Source organism: Psychroserpens sp. XS_ASV72 (assembly GCF_041224425.1).
GTDB lineage: Bacteria > Bacteroidota > Bacteroidia > Flavobacteriales > Flavobacteriaceae > Psychroserpens.
This window is the reverse complement of record NZ_JBGFGL010000080.1, coordinates 284,058-308,193: the sequence shown is the minus strand read 5'-3', so window position 1 is coordinate 308,193 and position 24,136 is coordinate 284,058. Positions and strand designations below refer to the sequence as shown.

Genomic DNA, 24,136 nt, shown 5'->3' with positions numbered 1-24,136 from the left:
GTTGTAATTATAAATCGAAACCTAAGTTCACTCCTAGTTTATTGGCAATAATTTTGGTGATACGTTGTTTGATCTCAGGAATCTTTACTGAGTTCAAAACATTATTACTGAAGGCAAACATCAACAAGGCTTTGGCTTCTTTTTCAGGAATTCCTCTGGAGCGCATGTAGAACATGGCACTTTCATCTAATTGCCCAATGGTACAACCATGGGAACATTTGACATCATCAGCAAAAATCTCCAATTGTGGTTTGGTGTTAATCGATGCCTTATCACTTAAGAGAATGTTGTTATTAGATTGAAAGGCATTGGTTTTTTGAGCTTCTTTATTTACATAGATCTTTCCATTAAAAACACCAGTAGCACTATCGCCAAAAATACCTTTGTAGTCTTGGTGACTTTCACAATTTGGTTCAATATGGTGTACCAATGTGTTGTGATCTACATGTTGTTTGTCACCAATAATGGTTACCCCTTTTAAGGTAGAATCGATACGTTCGCCTTCCTGATAGAAATTAAGATTGTTACGTGTTAATTTTCCACCAAAAGAAAACGTATGAACCGAAGCTAGACTTTCTCTCTTTTGTTTTACAAATGTATTATCAATCAAAGATGCCGATTGTCGGTCGTTTTGAATTTTATAATAGTCAACAATCGCGCGCTTATTGGTAAAGATTTCAGTAACACTATTGGTTAGAACAGGGTTATCTGTCAAGCTTTGATGACGTTCAATAATTTGAACATGGGAGTTTTCATCAACCACGATCAAGTTGCGAGGTTGTAACATTAAAGCCGCTTCATTTCCTGTTGATAAGTGAATGATCTGTATTGGCTTTTCAACCAGTTTATTCTTAGGAATATGAATGTAAGCACCTTCTTGAGAAAATGCCGTGTTTAAGGATGATAAGCTGTCTTTTGTTGCGGCTTTATTGAAATAATTTTCAATGACCAATCGGTATTTTGGTTTTGTCAGAGCAGCAGACATTAGGCATACATCTATTCCGTCGTGTGTGGTTTGAGATAAATACGAAGAATACTTCCCGTCGACAAACACAATTTTATAGCTATCGATATCGTGAATGAAGTATTTCTTTACATCGCGATATTCTAATGCGCTTTCCTTTTTAGGAAACACACTGTAATCGTGTTTTAAAACACTTTTCAATGATGTGTATTTCCAGGCTTCATCGCGTTTTGTAGGAAACCCTGAGTCTTCAAACATCTTTATGGCTTCAGAACGCACATCGTGCACAGGCGCATCAACATCCACCTGATTTTCAAATGCCATAAATGACGATACCAATTTATCTTTTAACTCCATTTTTAAATCTGTTTCTGTAATTTAAGCCTTCACTTTCTCCTTAATCCAATCGTAGCCTTTTTCTTCAAGTTCTAGAGCTAATTCCTTGGTTCCAGATTTTACAATTTTTCCATTGTGTAAAACGTGTACAAAGTCTGGAACAATATGTTCCAATAAGCGTTGGTAATGTGTAATGACGATAATCGCATTGTCTTTACTTCTCAACTTATTGACACCTTCTGCAACAATACGCAAGGCATCGATATCCAAGCCTGAATCCGTTTCGTCCAAAATAGCCAATTTTGGTTCTAACATCGCCATTTGAAAGATTTCATTACGCTTTTTCTCTCCTCCTGAAAACCCTTCGTTAATAGAACGTGATAAGAACTTGCGATCAATTTCCAACATTTCAGATTTTTCACGAATACGCTTTAACAACTGATTCGCAGGCATGTCTTCAAGTCCTTGAGCCTTGCGTGATTCGTTGATGGCTGTTTTCATAAAATTGGTTACAGAAACTCCAGGGATTTCTACAGGATATTGAAATGACAAAAAGATGCCTTTATGAGCGCGCTCTTCAGGTGCTAGCTCGTTGATATTCTCTCCATCCAATAGAATATCGCCTTTTTCAACTTCATATTCTTCCTTTCCTGCAATGACTGATGCCAACGTACTTTTACCAGAACCGTTTGGTCCCATAATGGCGTGAACTTCACCTGGATTAACCTCAAGGTTAATTCCCTTTAATATGGCTTTGTCTTCAACACTTGCGTGCAGATCATTTATTTTCAATAACATATCTTATCTTTTATTCTGTCGTATTACTCAGTTTTATTACTTCGTTATCCTTTGATTCGTATTTTTTTACACTTTCGATTTCCTTGATGTCAATTCTGTAAGGCCAGCCTTCTTCATCTTTTGGCTTAGGAATAATTTTCCCTCTTAATTGAACCGTTACATAATCTGTTGGATCTACTTTAAACGGTTTTGCCATTGAATCCAACTCATGCATCTTTTCGTTGATGATGACTCCGTAAACATCATTTTTGGTTTGCAATACAGCAGCATCGGCAAAATATACGAACTGCCCTGAAAAAAGTGTCAGACCATCATTTTGTTTCGCTGTCTTTACGTTTTCAGGAATGGTATTCTCAGTTTTTAAATCAGTATCTTCTATTTTTTTAGCTTCATTTTTACAAGCTGTAAAAACAATCATAACCAGTAAAACGATAACGGACTTTTTCATGTGCTGCTTCTTTAAATCTTAATTATCCTACGGAACCTTCCAAACTAATTTCCAACAACTTTTGGGCTTCCACCGCAAATTCCATTGGTAATTTATTTAATACCTCTTTACTAAACCCATTCACGATTAAAGCGATGGCTTTTTCAGTGTCGATGCCTCTTTGATTACAATAAAAGATTTGGTCCTCACCAATCTTACTTGTGGTTGCCTCGTGCTCAATTTGAGCTGTTTTGTTATTCGCTTCTATATACGGAAATGTATGAGCGCCACAACTATTTCCCATCAAAAGACTATCGCATTGCGAAAAATTACGTGCATTGTTTGCTCTAGGACTTACTTGAACCAATCCTCTATATGAGTTTTGGGATTTTCCTGCTGAAATTCCTTTGGAGATAATAGTTGATTTGGTATTATTTCCTAAATGAATCATTTTGGTTCCTGTATCGGCTTGTTGCATGTTATTGGTAACCGCAATCGAATAAAATTCACCAACGGAATTATCACCTTTTAACACACAACTTGGATACTTCCAAGTGATTGCAGAACCTGTTTCAACTTGAGTCCAAGAAATTTTGGCATTCGTCTCACAAAGTCCGCGTTTGGTTACAAAGTTATAAACGCCGCCTTTTCCTTCACTATCACCAGGATACCAGTTTTGAACGGTTGAATATTTGATTTCAGCATGATCCAATGCAATCAATTCCACAACTGCTGCGTGCAACTGATTTTCATCACGACTTGGTGCTGTACAGCCTTCCAAGTAACTCACATAACTGCCTTCATCGGCAATGACCAAGGTTCTTTCAAATTGACCTGTTCCAGCTTGGTTGATTCGAAAATACGTCGATAATTCCATTGGGCATCTGACGCCTTTTGGAATGTAACAAAAACTTCCATCGCTAAATACAGCAGAATTTAAAGCTGCATAAAAATTATCTTTACGAGGCACAACAGTTCCAATGTATTTTTTGACCAATTCTGGATGCTCTTTAATCGCTTCACTGATAGAGCAAAATATGATGCCTTTTTCAGCCAAGGTTTTCTTGAACGTTGTTGCAACAGAAACAGAATCGACCACAACATCCATAGCGACACCTGCCAATTTCTTTTGTTCGTCCAATGAAATACCAAGCTTGTTGAAAGTTTCCAGCAATTCTGGATCGACCTCATCTAAACTTTCGTATTTAGGCTTTTTACTTGGTGCAGAATAATAAGATATGGCTTGAAAATCAGGTTTTTTGTAATTCACGTTTGCCCAATCTGGCTCAACCATTTCTTGCCAACCACGAAACGCTTCCAATCTCCATTCTGTCATCCATTCTGGTTCTTCCTTCTTTTTGGAAATCGCAATAACAATCTCTTCATTTAAACCCACAGGAAAGGTGTCGGATTCTATATCAGTATAAAATCCATACTCGTATTCCTTGGTTTTTAATTCTTCTCTTAAATCGTCTTCAGTATATTTCGACATAACGTAGTTTTAAAGTGAAAATGATTCGCCACAACCACAAGTTCTATTGGCATTCGGGTTGTTAAACACAAAACCAGAACCGTTGAGTCCGCCTGAGTATTCAAGTGTGGTTCCTATGAGATATAAAAAGCTTTTCTTGTCCACAATAATTTTGATGCCATTGTCTTCAAAAACCTTATCATCCTCCTTTTGTTCCTTGTCGAATTTAAGATCGTATGACAAACCAGAACAACCACCACTTTTCACACCCACTCGAATGTAGTCGGTAGCACTATCAAACCCGTCTTCAGACATGAGTTCAGCAACTTTCTTTTTAGCTGTTTCAGAAACTTTAATCATTTCTTTTATAGATTTAATCTAAATAGATTGCAAATATAAGGTATATCTAGGCTTAAACCATATTTCCTAACATTATATTAGCAAATATCAGCATAGAATAGCTTTATGAAGAAAGAAGCGAATGCAATTCACTTAAAAAGAAGAAAGTACGCTACAAATAAATTAAATTGAAAACTCTCTATTTGATAACCTGTTTTGAAGTAGAAACAATTGCCTTAGAGCTGTTTTTAATTCTTGATTTTTCACGGGAAGGGTGTCAAATTTACCTGTTTGGTCAACAGATACTTTTGAGTGGCAAGTTTTACAAACCAACTCACTGGAATATTTAGAAACACGTTCCAGATTATGGCCAAACACAGAGCAAGACAGCTCACTTGTAGGGATTGTTTTCATAAGTAGGTTAATTTGGGGATTCTAACTTAGGAAAATCATTTTGAAATCAAGTTGAAATACTTATTTTTTCGATGAAATGCACAAAATAAATACGTTTCTCTACCGAATTCTAATCAAATATGTGTTGGCTTCAAAAAACATACTTATTTTTGCAGCATGTTAGAAGATAAAAATCCGCAACGCACATCCTTAGAGCATCTAGGTGAATTTGGTTTGATTGACCATCTTACCAAAAATTTTGATATCAAACACAAGTCTACTCTTACCAGTATTGGAGATGATGCTGCTGTGCTCAATTTTAAGAACAAGCACATCGTAGTGACAACCGATTTATTGGTCGAGCACGTGCATTTTGATTTGAGTTATATGCCTTTAAAGCATTTGGGTTATAAAGCTGTAATCGTCAATCTTTCTGATGTGTATGCCATGAATGCCAATGCGACTCAAATTACGGTGTCGATTGCGGTGTCGAATCGCTTTCCTTTGGAAGCCCTTGAGGATTTATATGCTGGCATTGAAACTGCTGCAAAACTCTACAATATTGACGTGGTTGGAGGCGACACAACTTCTTCCAATAAAGGATTGATCATTTCAGTCACTGCCATTGGTGAAGTTGAAAAGGAAGATGTGGTATTACGTTCTGGAGCAAAACCTAACGATTTATTGGTCGTTTCAGGAGATATTGGTGCAGCTTATATGGGATTGCAGGTTTTGGAACGTGAAAAGGAAGTTTTTAAAGTGAATCCGCAAAACCAACCTGATCTCAGCATGTATACCTATATTATTGAGCGTCAATTAAAGCCTGAAGCACGAAAGGATATTGTGGAGTTGTTAAAGGCATTGGAGGTGAAACCCACATCTATGATTGATATCAGTGATGGATTGTCTTCTGAAATCATGCATTTGTGTACGAAAAGTGAGGTTGGTGTAGAGTTGTATGAAAACAAGATACCGTTGGATCCTCAAGTGATTTCCACCTGTGAGGAATTTGAAATTGACAGCACGACGATTGCCTTAAATGGAGGTGAGGATTATGAATTGTTGATGACGATTTCCCAAGAAGACTATCCTAAAATCAAAGGAAATCCAAATTTAACCGTTATTGGTTTTATTACTGAAAAAGATAGAGGTATGCACTTGATCACTAGAGGTGAACAGGCAATTCCTATAACTGCGCAAGGTTGGAATGCTATGAAAAATGAGGAGTAAAATCTAATAAAATTTCTCGATTTTCACTAACCAAAATCTCTTTCCCTTGCTTTAGTTTTCTAGACATTCGACTGTTGTGAATGCGTTCCAAAACCGAATTAATTTCCTTGTATTTTGGTGTTAATGGCGTTAGATGCCCTTTACCATTAGTGGTCATTTGTGCTTTGCAGTGGGAGCACTTGTACTCTTTAACGTGATACGTAATGTTTTTTGACACCTCAAACTGATGTCCAAAAAACGAACAGTAGATGTTTTTCACTTTAGGTTAAATTTAGTTATTACTTCAGATGGATTCATCTAAATATATTGAAAACCAAATTATTAACCCTTTTTGCACCTTAATAAATCGATGAAGTGAGCGTTTTGTTCTTTAAACGCATCATTCGACGCGTGTAAATTTTCTCTAAAATGGAGTTGATTTCCTGATACTTAGGTGTGAGCTCAGTAAGTTTACCGTTACTATTAGTGGTCAGTTGACGCTTACAACACTTGCAGGTATATTCCTTAACATGTGATGTCACCTTTTTTGTCATTTCGTAATTGTGCCCAAAAATGTCGCAATAAAACCGTAATGGGCTTGAAGAAGTTGTAGTTGTTTTCATGGTTGTCGGATTTGGGGATGACTAACTTAGAAAAAAAATGTAAATAAAACGACAAAGGGAATTATTTTTCGATAAAGCGTTTTATTTTGTACGTAAATTCTTCTTTGTTCTCAATATGGCTCATATGTCCATCTGGAAATTCATCAATAATCATATCAATATCTTGAACCTGACTCATCACCTCATCATAGTTTAAAACCGGATCATGTTGTCCGATAACAAGTTGCTTCTTCACAGGCAAGGATTTCAAAACATGTGTTCGATTTGGTCTTGATTTCATACCTTCCAGAGCAGCTACGATACCTTGAACAGGTGTTTGCAAAGCTTCTTGAATGACATTTTCGATAGCCTCGGCAAAGTTGTCTTTATTATAAGGCGCAAAGAGATTGGCCACAGAAATCCGAACGAAAGTCTTGTGATTTTGCTTTACCGCTTCAATAGCACGATCACGATTGGTTTTACGCTCTTCACTGTCTGCTGCAGGCGTGGAATTCACCAAACTCAGGCCTTCCAAATATTTTGGAAACAAATCTGCAAATGCCAAAGCCACATAGCCTCCCATGGAATGCCCAAACAAGGTACAGCGTTTAATCTTGAGTTCGTCTAACACTGCTTTTACGGTTTCAGCCATCTCGTCCATGGTATGCACATAACCCAAACAACCCGTTTGTCCGTGACCCAACAAATCGATACAAACCAAACGATAGTTTGGTGTCAATTCTGTTTTTAAGTCGTTCCACATGCTGCTGTTTTCCAAAAAGCCATGGAGCAAAACCATAGTCGTGCCTTGACCTTCATCGGTATAATAGACTGGAATGTTTTTGTGGGTTAGAGTCATATCAAGAGTTCATCAACGCTTCAATCTCCTCCGCTTCAATTGGGATATTTCGCATCAAGTTAAACGGTTTGCCAGAGTCTTGAATCACCACATCGTCTTCCAAACGAATGCCAAAACCTTCATCTGGAATGTAAATGCCAGGTTCCACCGTAAAGACCATATTGGCTTTCATCGGTTCAGTTAAAATGCCATAATCGTGGGTGTCCAAACCAATATTATGACTTGTGCCATGCATAAAATACTTTTTATAAGCTGGCCAATCCGGATTTTCATTTTGAACATCGGCTTTGTCCAATAAACCTAATCCTAACAATTCCGAAGTCATCAGCTTGCCAACCTCAACATGATACACCGACCAAATGGTTCCTGGAACGAGCATTTTAGTGGCTTCGTTCTTCACACGATTTACCGCGTTGTACACGTCTTTTTGGCGCTTGGTAAATTTACCAGACACTGGAATCGTCCGTGACATATCACTGGCATAGTTAGCATATTCGGCACCTGCGTCAATAAGGATCAAATCACCTGCTTTACATTCTTGATTGTTTTCAATATAATGCAACACATTGGCATTGTTTCCAGAAGCGATAATTGGTGTATAGGCAAAGCCTTTCGAACGGTTGTTCAAAAACTCGTGCATAAACTCGGCTTCAATATTGTATTCCCAAACGCCTGGCTTCACAAAGTCGAGCACACGACGAAAGCCTTTTTCGGTAATGTTGCAAGCGATTTGCATGAGCTCCAATTCGATTGGATCTTTCACCGAACGTAAGCGTTGTAAAATCGGATTACTCTTGGCCACCGAATGCGCTGGATACTTATCCTTTAACCATTTCGTAAAACGGTCTTCACGGGTTTCCGTTTCTACATTGGCGCGATAGTGTTCATTAGTATTGATATAAACCGTGTCACATTGAGTCATCAGTTCAAACATGATTTTTTCCATGTCCTGTAACCAATACACCGTTTTAATACCAGAGGTTTCAAAAGCAGCTTCCTTAGTCAGTTTTTCACCTTCCCAAACAGCTATATGGTCGTTGGTCTCCTTCAGAAATAAAATCTCGCGATGCTTGGCATTCAGACAATCAGGGAAAATAACCAAAATGCTCTCTTCCTGATCCACACCACTCAAATAGAAAATATCACGATGCTGTTGAAAGGGCATCGTACTGTCGGCACTTATCGGATAAATGTCATTGGAATTAAAAACCGCTAAACTGTTTGGTTGCATCTGAGCTGCAAAATTTTTGCGGTTTTTTATAAAGAGGGTTTTGTCTATTTTATCGTATTTCATGGTGAAAATTTTAGTAGGTAAAGATAACATTTCTAAAGCGAAATCTTTAATGAAGAGCTTGCCAATATTTATTATCTTTAGGCTCATAAAAAACGATCACAATGTTAAAACACTATTCCCTTCTAATACTCCTTTTCAGCTCAATACTCTTTGCGCAACAACCAGCTACTCCAGCTGAAACCATTACAAAGGCACTTCAGCAAAAAGAAGCTCTAACGAAAAACTCTCTTGTCAAAAATGTTGCCTTCGAAAATATTGGTCCGACTATCATGAGCGGACGCGTAGTTGACCTTGATGTCAATCCTGAAAACCCAACTGAATTTTATGTGGGTTATGCTTCAGGTGGCGTTTGGCATACCACAAATAACGGAACTTCATTTACGCCAATTTTGGATACATCAAATACCCAAAATGTTGGTGATATTGCGGTTGATTGGAAAAATGGAACCATTTGGGTCGGAACAGGTGAAAACAACAGTTCGCGTTCGAGTTATGCCGGTATTGGCATCCTAAAATCTACCGATAACGGAAAGACTTGGCAAAATATGGGTTTACAAGATTCGCATCATATTGGTCGTATTCTCATTAACCCGAATAATCCTGATGAAGTTGTGGTTGGTGTAACTGGTCATTTGTATTCACCTAATAACGAACGCGGCATTTATAAAACGTCTGATGGCGGAAAAACTTGGTCGCAAAAATTGTTCGTTGATAATAGCAGTGGCATCATTGATGTGCAAGTGAACCCTAATAACTTCAACACCATGTTTGCAGCATCTTGGACCAAAGACCGAAAGGCTTGGAATTTTGATGGCAGCGGAAACAATTCGGCGATTTACAAAAGTACTGATGCTGGAGACACTTGGACAAAAGTATCGACTGAAAACAGTGGATTTCCAACTGGAACTGGTGTTGGAAGAATCGGATTGGCGATTTACGATGACAATCTCATTTATGCCATTCATGACAATCAATTTAGAAGACCTTCCGAAGATAAAAAAGGAGACTCAAAAGGTTTGACAAAAGAGGACTTCAAAACCATGTCTGTTGATGCCTTCTTAAACCTAGATGACAAAAAACTAAATGCCTTTTTAAAGACCAATGGTTTTCAGGAAAAATACAGAGCAGAAAATGTTAAACAAATGGTGCGCAGTGGTAATGCCAAACCAATAGATTTGGCGAAATACCTTGAAGATGCCAATTCAATGTTATTCGATACACCTGTGATTGGTGCTGAAGTGTATAAAAGTACAGATGGCGGAACCACTTGGAAGAAAACCCATGACGATTATCTGGATGATATTTATTATAGCTATGGCTACTATTTTGGGCATATTTATGTGTCTCCTGCCAATCAAGATCATATTTACATTTATGGTGTTCCCATCCTGAAATCTAAAGACGGCGGAAAAACCTTTAGCTCAATCAGTGCTGAAAATGTGCATGCCGATCATCATGCGCTTTGGATCAACCCTAAAAACCCAAACCATTTGGTTAATGGAAACGATGGTGGTGTTAACATCACTTATGATGATGGTGAAACATGGATTAAGAACAATTCGCCTTCGGTCGGACAGTTTTATGCCATCAATATAGATCATCAAAAACCGTATAATGTGTATGGTGGTTTACAAGACAATGGTGTTTGGATGGGAGCTCACAATGCTAGTGAAGACAGAAGTTGGCACCAGCAAGGTCAATATCCTTGGAAAGGGATTATGGGAGGCGACGGAATGCAAATTCAAATAGACAAACGCCATCCAAATATTGTATATACAGGCTATCAGTTCGGAAATTATTATCGAATAGACGTAAACACCGATGATGCCACCTATATCCAGCCGAAACATGAATTAGGTGAAAATCCGTACCGCTTTAATTGGCAAACCCCAATCTTGTTGTCACCACATAATCAGGATATTTTATACTTGGGAGGAAATAAACTCATGCGCTCCATGAATCAAGGTGAAGATTGGACAGCCATTAGTGATGATTTGACCAATGGTGGAAAAAAAGGAAATGTCGCCTATGGCACGTTAACTTCCATAAGTGAAAGTCCGTTTCAATTTGGTTTGATTTACACTGGAAGTGACGACGGACTGGTATATGTGACCAAAAATACGGGTGGAAATTGGACTAATATTTCCGGAGGTTTACCGAAAGATTTATGGGTAAGTCGAGTGATTGCATCGCAACATAAAAAAGAGCGTGTTTATTTGACCTTGAATGGTTACCGTTGGGATGATTTTAAGGCGTATGCTTATATGAGTGAGGATTACGGACAAACATGGAAAGACATCAGTTCGAATATTCCAGCGTCTCCTGTAAACGTGATTCGTGAAGATTCTGAAAATGAAAACATTTTATACTTAGGCACTGACAATGGCGCTTATGTGTCCTTTAATCAAGGGGAATCTTGGGAAGTGTTCAGCAAAGGGGTACCAAATGTTGCCGTTCATGATATAGTTATTCAACCTGAGGCGAAGGATTTACTCCTCGGAACGCACGGAAGGAGTATTTATAAAACGGATATTTCTGAACTTCAGATGATGAACCCAAAGATTCAATCGGACGCCATAACTCTTTTTGAAGTTGATCCTGTAAGGTATTCCTCAAGATGGGGAAGTTCTTGGGGCAAATGGTATGATGCCTATGAACCAGAAATTGAAATTGCATTTTACAGCAATACTTCAGGTGAAAAAACCATGAAAATCCTGTCTGAAAAAGGAACCCTTCTGAACGAAGTAAAAGTGACTGCTGACAAAGGGTTCAACTATACCGATTTTGATTTAACGTTAACTGAAAAAGGCAAAAAGGCACTTATGAAAGAAAATACAAGTGTAGATGTTTCCAAAGCTCAAAATGGAAAGTATTACCTTCCGGAAGGAAACTATAAAATCGCTTTAGACGGCAAGGAAACAACTTTGGTTGTGAAATAATTTTTTCCATTTTAAGTTATAAGAAAAAAACGTCCCATGAAATATCTAAAATTCATTTTTGTATTAAGTCTGCTATTCTCATTATCATGTAGTGAGTCCAATGATGATAATCAACAGCTCAATCCTAGTGAAACAAATCTTGTGATCAAACTCAAGTTTGACCCTAATCAAGTTCGTTTAGGAAACTTAGGACAACCAGTTAATGTTGCTCCAGGGAATGCAGCACAATCACCAAGTATCAATAGAATGAGCGTCAATTATATTGAATTTGCACCAACTTCGACAACTGCTTTAGGAACAGGAGAGATCATTTATGAAGGTTCGGAAACTTCAGCTGGAGGTGCTCAAGCTATTGATTTTCAAAATTCAATTTTTGCTGGCAATGATGATATCTTTTTAACGATTCCATTAAGTCAGGTTTCAGCGGGAACATACGAATGGGTTCGCGTATCTTTAGCGTATCAGGAAGGTGATATCGAACTTTTGGTTAACGGTCAAGACATCACAGGAACCTTAGCGAGTTTTGTTGGTTACAACTCCTACATTACGTCTTTTGATTTAAATGGTAATACCATTGATGTGAATGGTAATCGACTGCAAGGCTTTTGGGCTTTTGAAGCGTTAGGGTTTACGACTCAAGGACAAGCACCTGCAGGAGCTACAACAGTTCCCAATCCTTTGTTCAATACCTCACCTATTCCTCAAGGTTCTTGTGTGGTTACTGGCGAATTTGAAAACGTATTAACCATTTCTGGGAATGAAACTGAAGATATTGTAGTGACGTTATCGTTTTCCATCAACAATAGTTTTGAGTGGACCGAAGTCAATAATGATGGGAAATATGAACCAGCAGCTGGAGAACAAGTGGTTGATATGGGACTTCGAGGCTTGATTCCCATGGTGTCTAATTAAACCGATTCTAAATAACCAAAATCGAAGTTAAAATTTGGGCTAGACACGTTTGAGCCGTATCTTTGTTATACAAATAATTAACTTCAATTATAATGAGCGGAATTTTTAGTTCGTCAGTTGGAAGAAAATTTGCCATGGCACTTTCGGCGTTCTTCCTTATGATTTTCTTATTAATGCATGTTTCTATCAACTTTACTTCAGTCTTCAGTCCTGAATTATTCAACAAAATGTCTCATTTTATGGGAACCAATCCAGTAATCCAAGGGCTCATGCAGCCTGTATTGATTATTGGTGTGGTCTTTCATTTTGTTATGGGATTTGTGTTGGAATACAAAAACAACAAAGCAAGACAAGTAAGTTATGCAAAAAACAATGGTGGTGCCAACTCCACTTGGATGAGTAGAAACATGTTGCTTTCTGGAGCAGTGGTCTTAGCCTTTTTAGTCTTGCACTTTATTGACTTCTGGATTCCAGAAATGAATGTCAAATATATCCAAGGTGATATGAGCGGACTTCTGGCAGATGGAGAAACTTTTAGATATTATCATGAATTGGTGGAGAAGTTCCATAGCCCATTGCGTGTAGGTGCTTATGTTTTAGCATTTGTGTTACTTGCATTGCATTTACTCCATGGTTTCATGTCTGCCTTCCAATCGGTTGGAGCAAACAACAAATACACAAAGGCATTAAAAGGATTTAGTAAAGTATATGCCATTGGTGTTCCACTATTGTTCATATTTATTGCAGTGTTTCATCATTTTAACGGTCATTAAAATACATCTAATATGGTTTTAGATTCTAAAATACCTAAAGGTCCAATAGCTGAAAAATGGACCAATCATAAAAACAACATCAATTTGGTTAATCCAGCCAATAAACGTCTTATTGATGTTATTGTCGTTGGAACAGGATTAGCTGGTGGTTCGGCAGCAGCAACCTTAGCTGAATTAGGATACAATGTCAAGGCGTTCTGTTTTCAAGATTCTCCTAGACGAGCACACTCCATTGCAGCTCAGGGAGGCATCAATGCGGCAAAAAACTACCAAGGTGATGGCGACTCTAATTACAGACTTTTTTACGACACAGTAAAAGGTGGTGATTATAGATCACGTGAAGCCAACGTATATCGTTTAGCTGAAGTTTCTGCGAACATCATTGACCAATGTGTGGCTCAAGGTGTGCCTTTTGCCAGAGAATATGGCGGACTTTTAGATAACCGCTCGTTTGGTGGTGTTTTGGTTTCAAGAACTTTTTATGCTGCCGGACAAACAGGTCAGCAATTATTACTTGGTGCCTATTCAGCTCTTAACAGACAAATCGGTCGTGGTAAAGTGAAAATGTACAATCGCCATGAAATGTTGGATGTGGTTATAGTTGATGGAAAAGCTAGAGGAATTATCACTAGAAATCTTGTAACCGGAGAAATTGAACGCCATTCTGCACATGCTGTGGTTTTGGGAACTGGTGGTTACGGAAATGTGTTCTTCTTGTCAACAAATGCCATGGGAAGTAATGTTACCGCAGCTTGGAAAGCTCATAAACGTGGCGCATTTTTTGCCAATCCGTGTTACACGCAAATTCACCCAACCTGTATTCCGGTTTCAGGTGATCATCAATCTAAGTTAACTTTGATGTCTGAATCACTTCGAAATGATGGACGTATTTGGGTACCAAAAAACATTGAAGACGTAAAGGCTATTCGTGAAGGCCGATTAAAGCCAACACAGATAGCTGAAGAAGATAGAGATTATTATCTAGAGCGTCGTTATCCAGCTTTCGGAAACTTAGTGCCTCGTGATGTGGCTTCTAGAGCAGCAAAAGAACGTTGTGATGCTGGTTATGGCGTGAATGCTACAGGAGAAGCGGTTTATTTAGATTTTGCTTCTGCGTTTATGCGCTACGGAAAAGAGCAGGCTCACGTTAAAGGTCTCGATGAAAACGACGAAGCTTTAGTTAAAAAATTAGGACAGGAAGTAGTGAGAACTAAATATGGAAACCTGTTCCAGATGTATGAGAAGATCGTCGATCAAAATCCGTATGAAACACCAATGATGATTTATCCTGCTGTACATTACACGATGGGAGGTGTTTGGGTAGACTATAATTTACAAACTACTGTTCCTGGGTTGTACTGTATTGGTGAAGCTAATTTCTCTGATCATGGCGCCAACCGTTTAGGAGCTTCGGCTTTAATGCAAGGTTTAGCCGATGGTTACTTTGTGTTGCCATACACGATTGGTGATTATTTAGCAGATGACATTAGAACAGGACCTATCTCTACAGACTCTCCTGAATTTGAAGAAGCGGAGAAAAATGTTAAGGATAATATCGCTCACCTTATCAATAATAACGGTTCGCATTCTGTTGATTATTTCCATAAGCGTTTAGGAAAAATCATGTGGAATAAATGCGGAATGGCCAGAAACGAAAAAGGTCTTAAGGAAGCCATTACCGAAATTGCTGAACTTCGTGCCGAATTCTGGAAAGATGTGCGTGTGCCAGGAAGCAATGATGAGTTTAATGAAGAATTGGCCAAAGCATTACGTGTAGCCGATTTTCTTGAATTAGGCGAATTATTTGCTAAGGACGCCTTATTAAGAGAAGAATCTGCTGGTGGACACTTTAGAGAAGAATACCAAACCGCTGAAGGTGAAGCCATGAGAAGAAAGGAGTTCCAATATGTGGCTGCTTGGGAATACAAAGGAGAGCCTAAAGATGCAGTCTTACATAAAGAAGAATTGAATTACGAGTTTATTGAAGTGAAAGAAAGAAGTTATAAATAAAAAAGGAAAGCTATGAATTTAACGTTAAAAATATGGCGACAGAAAAACGCTAGCGATAAAGGAAAAATGGTTGACTACCCTATTAGTGATGTCTCTCCAGACATGTCTTTCCTAGAAATGTTAGATGTTTTAAATGAGCAGTTGATTACTAAAGGTGAAGAGCCAGTGGCTTTTGATCATGACTGTAGAGAAGGCATTTGTGGGATGTGTTCCTTATACATAAATGGTGAAGCACATGGACCAGATAGAGGTATTACAACATGTCAATTACACATGCGAATGTTTAAGGATGGAGATACCATAACCATTGAGCCATTTAGAGCTACCGCATTCCCTGTAATTAAGGATTTGGTGGTAGACCGATCTGCTTTTGATCGTATTCAACATGCTGGAGGATTTATCTCTGTAAATACGTCGGGAAATACCATAGACGCCAATGCTATTCCAATTAATAAACATGACGCAGATGATGCTTTTGCTGCTGCAACCTGTATTGGTTGTGGCGCATGTGTGGCGACTTGTAAAAACTCGAGTGCGATGTTATTTGTCGGTGCCAAAGTTTCCCAATTTGCGTTATTACCTCAAGGGCAAGTAGAAGCTACAGATCGTGTTCTAAATATGGTAAAGCAAATGGATGAGGAAGGCTTCGGAAACTGTACCAATACAGGAGCTTGTGAAGTGGAATGTCCAAAGGGTATATCCTTGGAAAACATTGCCCGAATGAATAGAGAATATTTAAAAGCTAGTTTAAAAGGCTAATTCAAATAAATGAAGATCATTATTCAAAATCCCAAGAGCCTTCTTGGGATTTTTTTTGTGTACTTTTATTTATCCTTATTTAAGAAATGAAAGATAAAAACGCCTTTTATTCAGACAACATAAAAAAGTACACATCTGTAGTGTCGAGCTTAAAAAATAGGCTCATAAGCCTAAGCAGCATTCGTCTAGCGGTCTTTATTCTATCAGCTATTGGATTGTACCTGTTATATCCCAATTGGAAGTTCATGCTATTGATTGGTATTATTGGTGTCGTTGTATTTGTCTTTTTATTATCACGCTATACGGACTATAAATCGAAACTTGAATTAAACCAATCCCTTCTCAAGATAAACCAAGAAGAACAAAAAATTGCTTCAGGGGAATTTGAACACCGAAACCCTGGAAGCAACTTTCAAAATCCAAATCATCAATACAGTTTTGACGTGGACCTTTTTGGTAAAGGCTCTTTTTTTCAGTACTCAAATAGAACGGTTTTGGGCTCTGGTCAAGATTATTTAGTCCAAATGTTAACTGCCAATGATATTTCAGATATTGAAATGCGTCAGGAAGCCATTAAAGAACTCTCTCAAAAACAAGAATGGTCTCAGATTTTTTCTGCGACAGGAAGTTTGATTGAAACCGAATCGTCTTCCGAAGAGATATTACATTGGTTGAAACATCATAAACCATTTGTCCCACACTATATGAGCTGGCTGCCTTGGGTGTTTTCTACTATTTCAATAATACTGTTATTGCTGTCCGTTTTTGAAACGATTGACATTAGTTTGTTTGGCTATTGGTTGTTTGCGGGTCTTGCATTGACAGGTGTCTATTTGAAAAAAATAAATGTCCTTGCTCATAATTCAGATAAAGCCAAAGCAACATTCAAACAGTTTTCTAGCTTGTTACTTTTAATTGAACAACAAAAGTTTTCTTCTGAACTTTTAATAGTCAAGCAACAACAAATTCATTTAAAAGATATCAAGGCGTCAAGTATCGTAAAAAGATTTTCTAAACATTTAGATGCTTTAGACAACAGGAACAACCTTATTGGAGCCATTTTTGGAAATGGGTATCTCCTTTTGGATTTAAAAAACACTTACAAAATAGAACGTTGGATCACTAATTATGCCCATAAAGCTGAAGATTGGTTTGAAACCATTGCCTTTTTTGATGCTTACAATAGTCTGGGAACTTTTGCCTTCAACCATCCTAATTATGTGTTTCCAAAAATTGAATTACATACCAATACTGTTTTAAATGCAAAAGCTCTTGGTCATCCTATGATTTCTGAGGGAAAGCGTGTCGCCTCTGATATTATTATAGATAAGCAACAATTCTTTGTGGTTACAGGAGCTAACATGGCGGGAAAAAGTACTTTTTTAAGAACTGTTTCCTTACATATTATCATGGCAAATACAGGCTTGCCTGTTTGCGCCTCATCAAGTCTTTATACACCTATTAAACTCATCACTAGCATGAGAACCTCTGATTCTTTATCAGATGAGAGCAGTTATTTCTTTTCTGAATTGACACGTTTGAAATTTATTGTGGAGTCTATTGCTGATGAACCTTATTTTATCATTTTGGATGAAATTTTAAAAGGGACCAATAGTACCGATAAAGCCATTGGCTCGAAAAGATTTGTAGAAAAATTAGTCGAAGGACATGCTACTGGAGTTATTGCTACGCATGACTTAAGTCTTTGTGAAATTTCTGAAACACTTGCTGAGGTAAAAAACTATTATTTTGATGCTGAAATCATAGATGATGAACTCTATTTTGACTACAAGTTGAAGAAAGGCATCTGTCAAAATATGAATGCTAGCTTTTTAATGAAGAAGATGAATATTGTTTAAATAAAAAAACCCACTCTAATTAGAGTGGGTTATATAATAATTTGAAAAGACTCTTATGCTTCAAAAGGGTCTACGGAAACGAATGATTTTCCGTCCTTTCTCTTTGAGAATCTTACAATACCGTCAACTTGAGCATGTAAAGTGTGGTCTTTTCCGCCATACACATTCTCACCTGGATGATGTGTATAACCTCTTTGTCTTACGATAATGTTTCCAGCCACAGCAGCTTGTCCACCAAAAATCTTAACACCTAAGCGTTTCGATTCTGATTCTCTACCGTTTTTAGAACTACCTACTCCTTTTTTATGAGCCATTGTCTTAAGGTTTTATATTGTTATACTTAAATGGAATTATTTTTCAATTCCACCATCTAATTTATCTTGTAACGCTTTAAGCTCATCCCATTTACCTTCAGCAGCCAACTTAGCTTGTTTTGGCCATGTATCAGTAACAAGGTGTGCTAATCTTGAACTTGCTTCAGTTAACACAGCGCTTAATTCTTCTGGTTTCGCTTTTGCTACTTTAGCAAATGTATCATATCCAGCATTTACCAATGCCTCAGCTGCTTTTGGTCCAGCACCTTCGATTTTCTTTAAATCGTCTGCTTTACCAGTCGCTTTCTTAGCGGTAGCTTTTGGCGCCTCCTTTTTAGCTTCAGTTTTTACCTCAGCTTTAGGTTCTGCTTTTTTGGTTTCTTTTTTTGGAGTTGCTTTCTTAGCTCCAGAAGCCACGATGCTTTCAATTACGATTTCAGATAAGGCTTGTCTGTGACCATTTTTTACACGGTAACCTTTTCTTCTTTTCTTTTTGAAAACGATGACTTTGTCACCCTTAAGGTGCTTTAAGACTTTTGCACTAATCTGTGCTCCGTCTATAGCTGGGGCGCCAACAGTTACATTGCTATCGTCACCAATAAGAAGAACATTGTCAAAAGATACTTTCTTTCCTTCTTCTGTATCTAAACGATTAACAAAAACTTTTTGGTCTTTCTCAACTTTAAATTGATGCCCTGCTATCTCTACAATTGCGTACATAGCGTAACGTTTTTATTAATTAATTTATTAAAAAATGAGTGCAAATATACTGCTAATTAATTAATCTACAAACGTTTTTAGGCCTTTTGAGGAATATTTCGGCTTTTTTTGAGTAGTTGCATAAACGCCATTGACAGTACGATTGTAGAAGTTAAGCCTTCAATAAATACAATTAAAAGTAAAATGTTTGCACTTACTTCATAATCTCCAAACCAGTCACCAAGTAATTTTTCGGTAAAAGGAACATCCAGATGAAACATGTAAACAGCCATAAAAACCGTAAAAATTACAGTGGCAATAAAACCAGTTAGCAAACCTGTTTTCATTCCATTAATATAGCTGAACTCTTGGTCTGAACTCAGCTTATAGTATTTGATAGCATAATAAATTCCTAAGGACATGATAACGCCATTCATGATTCTCAACCAAGGGTTTTCATGAAAATTAAACAGCTTCAATAGCAAGAAGTATGCGATAAGGCATACAGTAACTATAATTCCATATTTTAAAGCAACTTTTAATGATGTGTTCATAATTGTTAGTGTTTTAATGTTATTCTAAATTTTGGTTTTTTAACCTATTCTCTTAAAATTCGTGAAAATTAGGCACTAAAGCACTGCTTTTAAGATAAATTTTACACTTCAAAATCCAAAATTTGAAAAGCTAATCCCTATTTTTGTAAAACTTGTGTAACAATTTTAACAACGCACATACTCACAATACGATAAAATTAATTAAAACAAACACACATGAAAAAACGCTTATTTACTTTAGCTGCTTTTGTACTCGCAATATTTGCGACATCGGCACAAGAAGTTAAATTTGAAGAATTTGATCTTGACAACGGATTACATGTAATTCTTCATCAAGATAACACTGCTCCAGTTGTTGTCACTTCAGTTATGTACAATGTTGGAGGTAAAGATTTTGGAGGCACTCCAGATGCACCTCGTACTGGTTTTGCTCACTTTTTTGAACATCTTTTGTTTGAAGGTTCTGAAAACATTGAACGTGGTGAATTTATGAAAATTATTCCTGCAAATGGCGGGAGATTTAATGCGAACACCTCTCAAGACAGAACCTATTATTATGAGGTTTTCCCATCAAACAAATTAGAACTTGGCTTGTGGTTAGAATCTGAGCGTATGCTTCACCCTGTTATTGATCAAGTTGGTGTAGATACCCAAAACGAAGTAGTAAAAGAAGAGAAACGTCAACGTTACGAATCACCTTATGGTAAGATTTTCGAAACTTTAGGCGCCAATCTTTTCAATAAGCATCCATATATGCATCCAAACATTGGATACATGGAAGATTTAGACGCTTCTACACTAGAAGAATTCAACCAATATTTTAAAGACTATTATGGTCCTAACAACGCTGTATTGATTGTGGCTGGTGATATTGACACAAAAAAGACGAAATCTCTTGTAAAAAAATACTTCAGTGAGGTTAAAAGAGGAAAAGAAGTGGTTAGAAATTTCCCTAAAGAAGATCCTATTACTGAAACCGTAAGAACACAAGCATTTGATAAAAACATTCAAATTCCAGCAATTCTGGCAGCCTATAGAACTCCAGGATTTGGAACCAAAGATGCTTACATTTTAGACATGATTTCTTCATACTTAAGTGGTGGAAAAAGTTCTGTGCTTTACAAAAAATTAGTTGACGAACAGAAGCAAGCTTTACAAGTAGCTGCAGTCAACATTCCTCAAAAAGATTACAATATATTTGCCATGTTTGCATTGCCTCTAGGCGACGTTACCCTTGACAATTTGCTTAGTGAAATGGATGAGGAGATCGTTAAAATTCAAACCGAATTAATTTCAGAACGCGATCATCAAAAACTAATCAACCAGTTTGAAAATCAATTTGTAAACTCAAACTCAAGTGTTGAGGGTATTGCAAGTTCTCTTGCAACCTACTACTTGCTGTATGGTGATGTTAATTTAATTAATAAGGAAATTGACATCTACAGATCAATTACTAGAGAAGACATTCAATCTGTGGCTAAAAAATATCTTAGTCCAAACCAGCGTGTAGAAATTGAATATTTACCACAAAAAGATGAAGAATAAGATGAAAATTGCAAACAACATGAAAACAAAATTATCAGCATTTATATTACTTTTCTTCGTATCAGTAGTTACTGTAAATGCGCAATTAGATAGATCTGTTCAACCTAAGCCAGGTCCTGAGCCAAAAATCTCATTAGAAGTTCCTAGTGAATTCGAATTAAAAAACGGACTTAAGGTTTTGGTTGTTGAAAACCATAAACTACCAAGGGTTTCTTATTCATTAAGAATAGACAACAAACCAATTGCTACAGGTAAAAAAGCTGGTGTTGAAAGCCTTATTGGGAATATGCTCGGTAATGGAACCACTAGTATTCCTAAAGATGATTTTAACGAAGAAATCGATTTTCTAGGTGCTACCTTAAATATTGGAATCAATGGAGGTTATGCCGCAACCCTTTCAAAGTATTCTGAAAGAATATTAGAGCTTATGGCTGATGCAGCTATTAATCCTCTATTAACTGAAGAAGAATTCAATAAAGAAAAGGAAAGACTTCTAGAGGGACTAAAAACACAAGAAAAAAGCCTTGATGCCATTGGTGATCGCGTGGGAGACGCATTATTGTATGGTAAAAACCATCCTTATGGAGAATTTGTAACTGAAGAAACAGTTAACAATGTTACTTTTGGTGACGCAGTTGCTTTCTATGAAAAATATTTCAATCCAAACAATGCTTATTTAGTTGTTATTGGTGATGTCGATTTAAGCAAGGTTAAAAAACAAATAGAACAGTATTTTGGTGTTTGGGAAAAGTCAGACATTGAAGTTTCAACAAGTCTACCTCCTGTTAATCCAAATGCGCAATACACACAAATTAACTTTGTTGACCTTCCAAACGCATCACAATCTAGTATCAATATTACAAACAGTATTGATTTAAAGATGAATGATGAAGACTATCATGCAAGTATTATCGCCAATAGTATTCTTGGTGGTGGTGGAGAAGGCTACTTGTTCAAGAACTTACGTGAAGACAAGGGTTATACCTATGGCGCCTATTCTAGACTAAGTGCCAACAGATATGGGTATGGCACCTTTAGTGCTACTGCCAAAGTAAGAAACATGGTTACCGATAGTGCTGTTGTTGAGGCATTAAAGGAAATCAAGCGAATCAAAACTGAGCCTGTAGACCCTCAAATGCTTAAAGACACTAAGGCAAAGTATGTTGGTAACTTTATTATGGGACTAGAAAACCCACAAACCATTGCTAACTATGCATTGAACATTAAATTGAATAATTTGCCTAAGAACTTCTACACGACGTATTTACAAAAAATCAATGCGGTAAGCGTAGATGACGTTATGCGTGTAGCTAACAAGTATATCAAACCTGAAAATGCAAGGGTTGTAATTGTAGGTAAAGGAAGTGATGTTATTGAAAATCTTGAAAAAACTGGAATTCCTGTTAAATACTATGATAAATATGCAAACGCTACAGACAAACCAGTATACTCAAAACCAATTCCTGAAGGTGTTGATGCTGAAAAGGTAGTTAATGCTTACATCGAGGCTGTTGGAGGAAAACAAAAACTTCAAGACATCAATACCATGCTTACCAATGCTGATGTTACGATTGAAGGTGCGCCTTTCAAGCCTAAAGCAACCATCAAGGCAATGGCTCCTAATAAAGAATCTATGGAAATGACTATAGAAGGCATGGGAACCATTATGAAGCAAAAATTTGATGGTTCTAATGGATATACTGAGCAACAAGGGATGAAAATTCCGATGACAGAAGATCAAATTTCCAACAAAATGGAAGAGAAAGGTCTGTTCCCAGAATTATACATGGATACTGCTACAATGTCTATTGAATCGGTTACCACTGTAGAAGGTAAAGATGTTTATAAAGTTAAGGTTGCTAATGGTGACGATGTTTCTTATCGTTTTTATGATACCGAAACAGGTTATTTGGTTAGAACTGAATCAACATCAGAACAGCAAGGTCAAACTGTGACTACAACAGTTGATTTCTCTGACTATAAAGACGTGAACGGTGTCATGTTGCCTCACACGCAAAAAGTAATTAATGGACCACAAGTTGTAATTTTGAACTCAACATCCATTAAATTTAATGAAGGGGTTACTGAAGCTGATTTTAACTAATCGTTTTCATTGCAATAAAACAAAAAACCGAAGCTAAAGTTTTAGCTTCGGTTTTTTTTATCGCTTTCTTTTATGAGATAAGTACACACCAACCAATATGATCAAGCTCCCCAAAATCTGAATCGGTCCAAAATCTTCTCCATCCAAAATACCCCAAAACAAAGCCACAACAGGCATTAAATAAGTCACTGATGACGCAAAGACTGGTGTGGAAACCTGAACAAGTTTATTGTACAATACCTTTGCCAAAGCTGTTCCAAAAATGGATAGTACCACAACACTAAGCATTGATGTTTTAAAAAAGGGATTTGAAAAAGTTTCAGTATTGAAAAAATCAGACCAAAGCAAAACCACAATTGCTGGTATAATAATAGCGACATAATTGCCAGTGGCAATACTCAAAGGTTTTACGTATTGCAAGTGCTTTTTAATGATGTTTACATTTAAGGCATACATACATGTTGCCAATAAAATAAAACCTACATAAAGATAATTCTGTTCAGGGTTGAGTTCAGCGCCTTTTAAGATCAAGATGCTTGTCCCAATAAAACCAACCATAACGCCTAAGATTTGTCGTCTTGTAGATGCGATTTTAAACACGGCAAAACCAAACAATACGGTGTTAAGCGGCACCAATGAATTTAACACCGAAGTCACGGCGCTATCAATTTCAGTTTCTGCAAAAGCAAACAAAAATGCTGGAAAGAAAGATCCTAAAAAACCTGTAATAACAATCCATTTCCATTCATTCTTTTTTATCGCTTTGATGCTAGTCAATCCAACTGAAAAAAGTAGTAATCCCGAGATTACTGTTCGCAATGCTCCCAGTTGATAAGGACTCAAACCTAACAAGGACTTTTTTATCAAAATAAACGAACTGCCCCAAATTACAGCGAGCAGTAATAAGTTCAACCATTTGCTATTGCTATACTTCATAAGATTCCTTAACTAAGTCACAAAAATCGTTAATTTTAAT

At 37.1% G+C, this 24,136-nt stretch carries 23 protein-coding genes; 9 read left to right on the top strand and 14 right to left on the bottom strand.

The window, feature by feature from the left end:
* Positions 1–7 precede the first annotated feature (7 nt).
* The 6 genes from sufD to AB9K26_RS12310 form a co-directional block, all read right to left on the bottom strand.
* Entirely contained in the window at positions 8–1,321 is a 1,314-nt protein-coding gene (sufD, locus tag AB9K26_RS12335) for a Fe-S cluster assembly protein SufD (protein ID WP_369972862.1), read from the bottom strand.
* Positions 1,322–1,342: 21 nt separating this feature from the next.
* On the bottom strand, positions 1,343–2,098 hold the full coding sequence (sufC, locus tag AB9K26_RS12330) for a Fe-S cluster assembly ATPase SufC (protein WP_369972861.1): 756 nt from the start codon (positions 2,096–2,098) through the stop codon (positions 1,343–1,345).
* A gap of 10 nt (positions 2,099–2,108) precedes the next feature.
* The gene (locus AB9K26_RS12325) at positions 2,109–2,546 is read right to left on the bottom strand and encodes a hypothetical protein (RefSeq protein ID WP_369972860.1); all 438 of its coding nucleotides are present in this window, start codon (positions 2,544–2,546) and stop codon (positions 2,109–2,111) included.
* Positions 2,547–2,568: 22 nt separating this feature from the next.
* On the bottom strand, positions 2,569–4,017 hold the full coding sequence (sufB, locus tag AB9K26_RS12320) for a Fe-S cluster assembly protein SufB (RefSeq protein ID WP_369972859.1): 1,449 nt from the start codon (positions 4,015–4,017) through the stop codon (positions 2,569–2,571).
* Positions 4,018–4,026: 9 nt separating this feature from the next.
* Positions 4,027–4,356, bottom strand: coding sequence for a HesB/IscA family protein (locus AB9K26_RS12315; RefSeq protein ID WP_369972858.1), 330 nt, complete (start codon positions 4,354–4,356; stop codon positions 4,027–4,029).
* 162 nt (positions 4,357–4,518) lie between these two features.
* A complete protein-coding gene (locus AB9K26_RS12310) occupies positions 4,519–4,749 on the bottom strand; it encodes a hypothetical protein (protein WP_369972857.1) in 231 nt (76 codons plus the stop codon).
* A gap of 156 nt (positions 4,750–4,905) precedes the next feature.
* Between AB9K26_RS12310 and thiL the strand changes: the two genes are divergently transcribed.
* Positions 4,906–5,958, top strand: coding sequence for a thiamine-phosphate kinase (thiL, locus tag AB9K26_RS12305; protein WP_369972856.1), 1,053 nt, complete (start codon positions 4,906–4,908; stop codon positions 5,956–5,958).
* Here thiL and AB9K26_RS12300 read toward each other — a convergent pair.
* The 4 genes from AB9K26_RS12300 to AB9K26_RS12285 form a co-directional block, all read right to left on the bottom strand.
* Positions 5,939–6,217, bottom strand: a complete 279-nt coding sequence (locus tag AB9K26_RS12300) for a hypothetical protein (protein ID WP_369972855.1) — start codon at positions 6,215–6,217, stop codon at positions 5,939–5,941. The genes thiL and AB9K26_RS12300 overlap by 20 nt on opposite strands.
* Before the next feature lie 79 nt (positions 6,218–6,296).
* Positions 6,297–6,560: a hypothetical protein gene (locus AB9K26_RS12295; protein WP_369972854.1), complete on the bottom strand. Its 264-nt coding sequence runs from the start codon at positions 6,558–6,560 to the stop codon at positions 6,297–6,299.
* A gap of 61 nt (positions 6,561–6,621) precedes the next feature.
* Entirely contained in the window at positions 6,622–7,398 is a 777-nt protein-coding gene (locus AB9K26_RS12290) for an alpha/beta fold hydrolase (RefSeq protein ID WP_369972853.1), read from the bottom strand.
* Position 7,399: 1 nt separating this feature from the next.
* Positions 7,400–8,692 carry an aminopeptidase P family protein gene (locus tag AB9K26_RS12285; protein ID WP_369972852.1) on the bottom strand — a complete coding sequence of 431 codons (1,293 nt, stop codon included), beginning with the start codon at positions 8,690–8,692 and terminating at the stop codon, positions 7,400–7,402.
* Between the two features lie 101 nt (positions 8,693–8,793).
* Here AB9K26_RS12285 and AB9K26_RS12280 point away from each other — a divergent pair, with 101 nt between their 5' ends.
* From AB9K26_RS12280 to AB9K26_RS12255, 6 genes are all read left to right on the top strand, one after another.
* On the top strand, positions 8,794–11,631 hold the full coding sequence (locus tag AB9K26_RS12280) for a WD40/YVTN/BNR-like repeat-containing protein (protein WP_369972851.1): 2,838 nt from the start codon (positions 8,794–8,796) through the stop codon (positions 11,629–11,631).
* Between the two features lie 36 nt (positions 11,632–11,667).
* Positions 11,668–12,543 (top strand): hypothetical protein, encoded by an 876-nt coding sequence (locus AB9K26_RS12275; RefSeq protein WP_369972850.1) that lies wholly within the window; start codon positions 11,668–11,670, stop codon positions 12,541–12,543.
* Positions 12,544–12,635: 92 nt separating this feature from the next.
* A complete protein-coding gene (locus AB9K26_RS12270) occupies positions 12,636–13,316 on the top strand; it encodes a succinate dehydrogenase cytochrome b subunit (RefSeq protein ID WP_369972849.1) in 681 nt (226 codons plus the stop codon).
* Positions 13,317–13,328: 12 nt separating this feature from the next.
* Positions 13,329–15,326: a fumarate reductase/succinate dehydrogenase flavoprotein subunit gene (locus tag AB9K26_RS12265; RefSeq protein ID WP_369972848.1), complete on the top strand. Its 1,998-nt coding sequence runs from the start codon at positions 13,329–13,331 to the stop codon at positions 15,324–15,326.
* Between the two features lie 12 nt (positions 15,327–15,338).
* Complete coding sequence (locus tag AB9K26_RS12260; RefSeq protein WP_369972847.1) at positions 15,339–16,085, top strand: succinate dehydrogenase/fumarate reductase iron-sulfur subunit; 747 nt, start codon at positions 15,339–15,341, stop codon at positions 16,083–16,085.
* A gap of 86 nt (positions 16,086–16,171) precedes the next feature.
* On the top strand, positions 16,172–17,944 hold the full coding sequence (locus AB9K26_RS12255) for a DNA mismatch repair protein MutS (RefSeq protein WP_369972846.1): 1,773 nt from the start codon (positions 16,172–16,174) through the stop codon (positions 17,942–17,944).
* Between the two features lie 53 nt (positions 17,945–17,997).
* Here the strand turns inward: AB9K26_RS12255 and rpmA are convergent, their stop codons facing one another.
* The 3 genes from rpmA to AB9K26_RS12240 form a co-directional block, all read right to left on the bottom strand.
* A complete protein-coding gene (gene rpmA, locus AB9K26_RS12250; RefSeq protein ID WP_369972845.1) occupies positions 17,998–18,258 on the bottom strand; it encodes a 50S ribosomal protein L27 in 261 nt (86 codons plus the stop codon).
* Positions 18,259–18,294: 36 nt separating this feature from the next.
* Positions 18,295–18,978: a 50S ribosomal protein L21 gene (gene rplU, locus AB9K26_RS12245; RefSeq protein ID WP_369972844.1), complete on the bottom strand. Its 684-nt coding sequence runs from the start codon at positions 18,976–18,978 to the stop codon at positions 18,295–18,297.
* Positions 18,979–19,055: 77 nt separating this feature from the next.
* On the bottom strand, positions 19,056–19,511 hold the full coding sequence (locus AB9K26_RS12240) for a DUF4199 domain-containing protein (protein ID WP_369972843.1): 456 nt from the start codon (positions 19,509–19,511) through the stop codon (positions 19,056–19,058).
* Positions 19,512–19,727: 216 nt separating this feature from the next.
* Here AB9K26_RS12240 and AB9K26_RS12235 point away from each other — a divergent pair, with 216 nt between their 5' ends.
* Together AB9K26_RS12235 and AB9K26_RS12230 are read left to right on the top strand one after the other, a co-directional pair.
* Positions 19,728–21,056, top strand: a complete 1,329-nt coding sequence (locus AB9K26_RS12235) for a M16 family metallopeptidase (protein WP_369972842.1) — start codon at positions 19,728–19,730, stop codon at positions 21,054–21,056.
* A gap of 19 nt (positions 21,057–21,075) precedes the next feature.
* A complete protein-coding gene (locus tag AB9K26_RS12230) occupies positions 21,076–23,160 on the top strand; it encodes an insulinase family protein (protein WP_369972841.1) in 2,085 nt (694 codons plus the stop codon).
* Between the two features lie 57 nt (positions 23,161–23,217).
* Here the strand turns inward: AB9K26_RS12230 and AB9K26_RS12225 are convergent, their stop codons facing one another.
* The gene (locus AB9K26_RS12225) at positions 23,218–24,096 is read right to left on the bottom strand and encodes a DMT family transporter (RefSeq protein WP_369972840.1); all 879 of its coding nucleotides are present in this window, start codon (positions 24,094–24,096) and stop codon (positions 23,218–23,220) included.
* Positions 24,097–24,136 lie beyond the last annotated feature (40 nt).

Bases quoted from the DNA above. Each gene is read 5' to 3' on its own strand.
- sufD (WP_369972862.1), bottom strand. From the start codon at position 1,321: ATGGAGTTAAAAGATAAATTGGTATCGTCATTTATGGCATTTGAAAAT.
- sufC (WP_369972861.1), bottom strand. From the start codon at position 2,098: ATGTTATTGAAAATAAATGATCTGCACGCAAGTGTTGAAGACAAAGCC.
- AB9K26_RS12325 (WP_369972860.1), bottom strand. From the start codon at position 2,546: ATGAAAAAGTCCGTTATCGTTTTACTGGTTATGATTGTTTTTACAGCT.
- sufB (WP_369972859.1), bottom strand. From the start codon at position 4,017: ATGTCGAAATATACTGAAGACGATTTAAGAGAAGAATTAAAAACCAAG.
- AB9K26_RS12315 (WP_369972858.1), bottom strand. From the start codon at position 4,356: ATGATTAAAGTTTCTGAAACAGCTAAAAAGAAAGTTGCTGAACTCATG.
- AB9K26_RS12310 (WP_369972857.1), bottom strand. From the start codon at position 4,749: ATGAAAACAATCCCTACAAGTGAGCTGTCTTGCTCTGTGTTTGGCCAT.
- thiL (WP_369972856.1), top strand. From the start codon at position 4,906: ATGTTAGAAGATAAAAATCCGCAACGCACATCCTTAGAGCATCTAGGT.
- AB9K26_RS12295 (WP_369972854.1), bottom strand. From the start codon at position 6,560: ATGAAAACAACTACAACTTCTTCAAGCCCATTACGGTTTTATTGCGAC.
- AB9K26_RS12290 (WP_369972853.1), bottom strand. From the start codon at position 7,398: ATGACTCTAACCCACAAAAACATTCCAGTCTATTATACCGATGAAGGT.
- AB9K26_RS12285 (WP_369972852.1), bottom strand. From the start codon at position 8,692: ATGAAATACGATAAAATAGACAAAACCCTCTTTATAAAAAACCGCAAA.
- AB9K26_RS12280 (WP_369972851.1), top strand. From the start codon at position 8,794: ATGTTAAAACACTATTCCCTTCTAATACTCCTTTTCAGCTCAATACTC.
- AB9K26_RS12275 (WP_369972850.1), top strand. From the start codon at position 11,668: ATGAAATATCTAAAATTCATTTTTGTATTAAGTCTGCTATTCTCATTA.
- AB9K26_RS12270 (WP_369972849.1), top strand. From the start codon at position 12,636: ATGAGCGGAATTTTTAGTTCGTCAGTTGGAAGAAAATTTGCCATGGCA.
- AB9K26_RS12265 (WP_369972848.1), top strand. From the start codon at position 13,329: ATGGTTTTAGATTCTAAAATACCTAAAGGTCCAATAGCTGAAAAATGG.
- AB9K26_RS12260 (WP_369972847.1), top strand. From the start codon at position 15,339: ATGAATTTAACGTTAAAAATATGGCGACAGAAAAACGCTAGCGATAAA.
- AB9K26_RS12255 (WP_369972846.1), top strand. From the start codon at position 16,172: ATGAAAGATAAAAACGCCTTTTATTCAGACAACATAAAAAAGTACACA.
- rpmA (WP_369972845.1), bottom strand. From the start codon at position 18,258: ATGGCTCATAAAAAAGGAGTAGGTAGTTCTAAAAACGGTAGAGAATCA.
- rplU (WP_369972844.1), bottom strand. From the start codon at position 18,978: ATGTACGCAATTGTAGAGATAGCAGGGCATCAATTTAAAGTTGAGAAA.
- AB9K26_RS12240 (WP_369972843.1), bottom strand. From the start codon at position 19,511: ATGAACACATCATTAAAAGTTGCTTTAAAATATGGAATTATAGTTACT.
- AB9K26_RS12235 (WP_369972842.1), top strand. From the start codon at position 19,728: ATGAAAAAACGCTTATTTACTTTAGCTGCTTTTGTACTCGCAATATTT.
- AB9K26_RS12230 (WP_369972841.1), top strand. From the start codon at position 21,076: ATGAAAACAAAATTATCAGCATTTATATTACTTTTCTTCGTATCAGTA.
- AB9K26_RS12225 (WP_369972840.1), bottom strand. From the start codon at position 24,096: ATGAAGTATAGCAATAGCAAATGGTTGAACTTATTACTGCTCGCTGTA.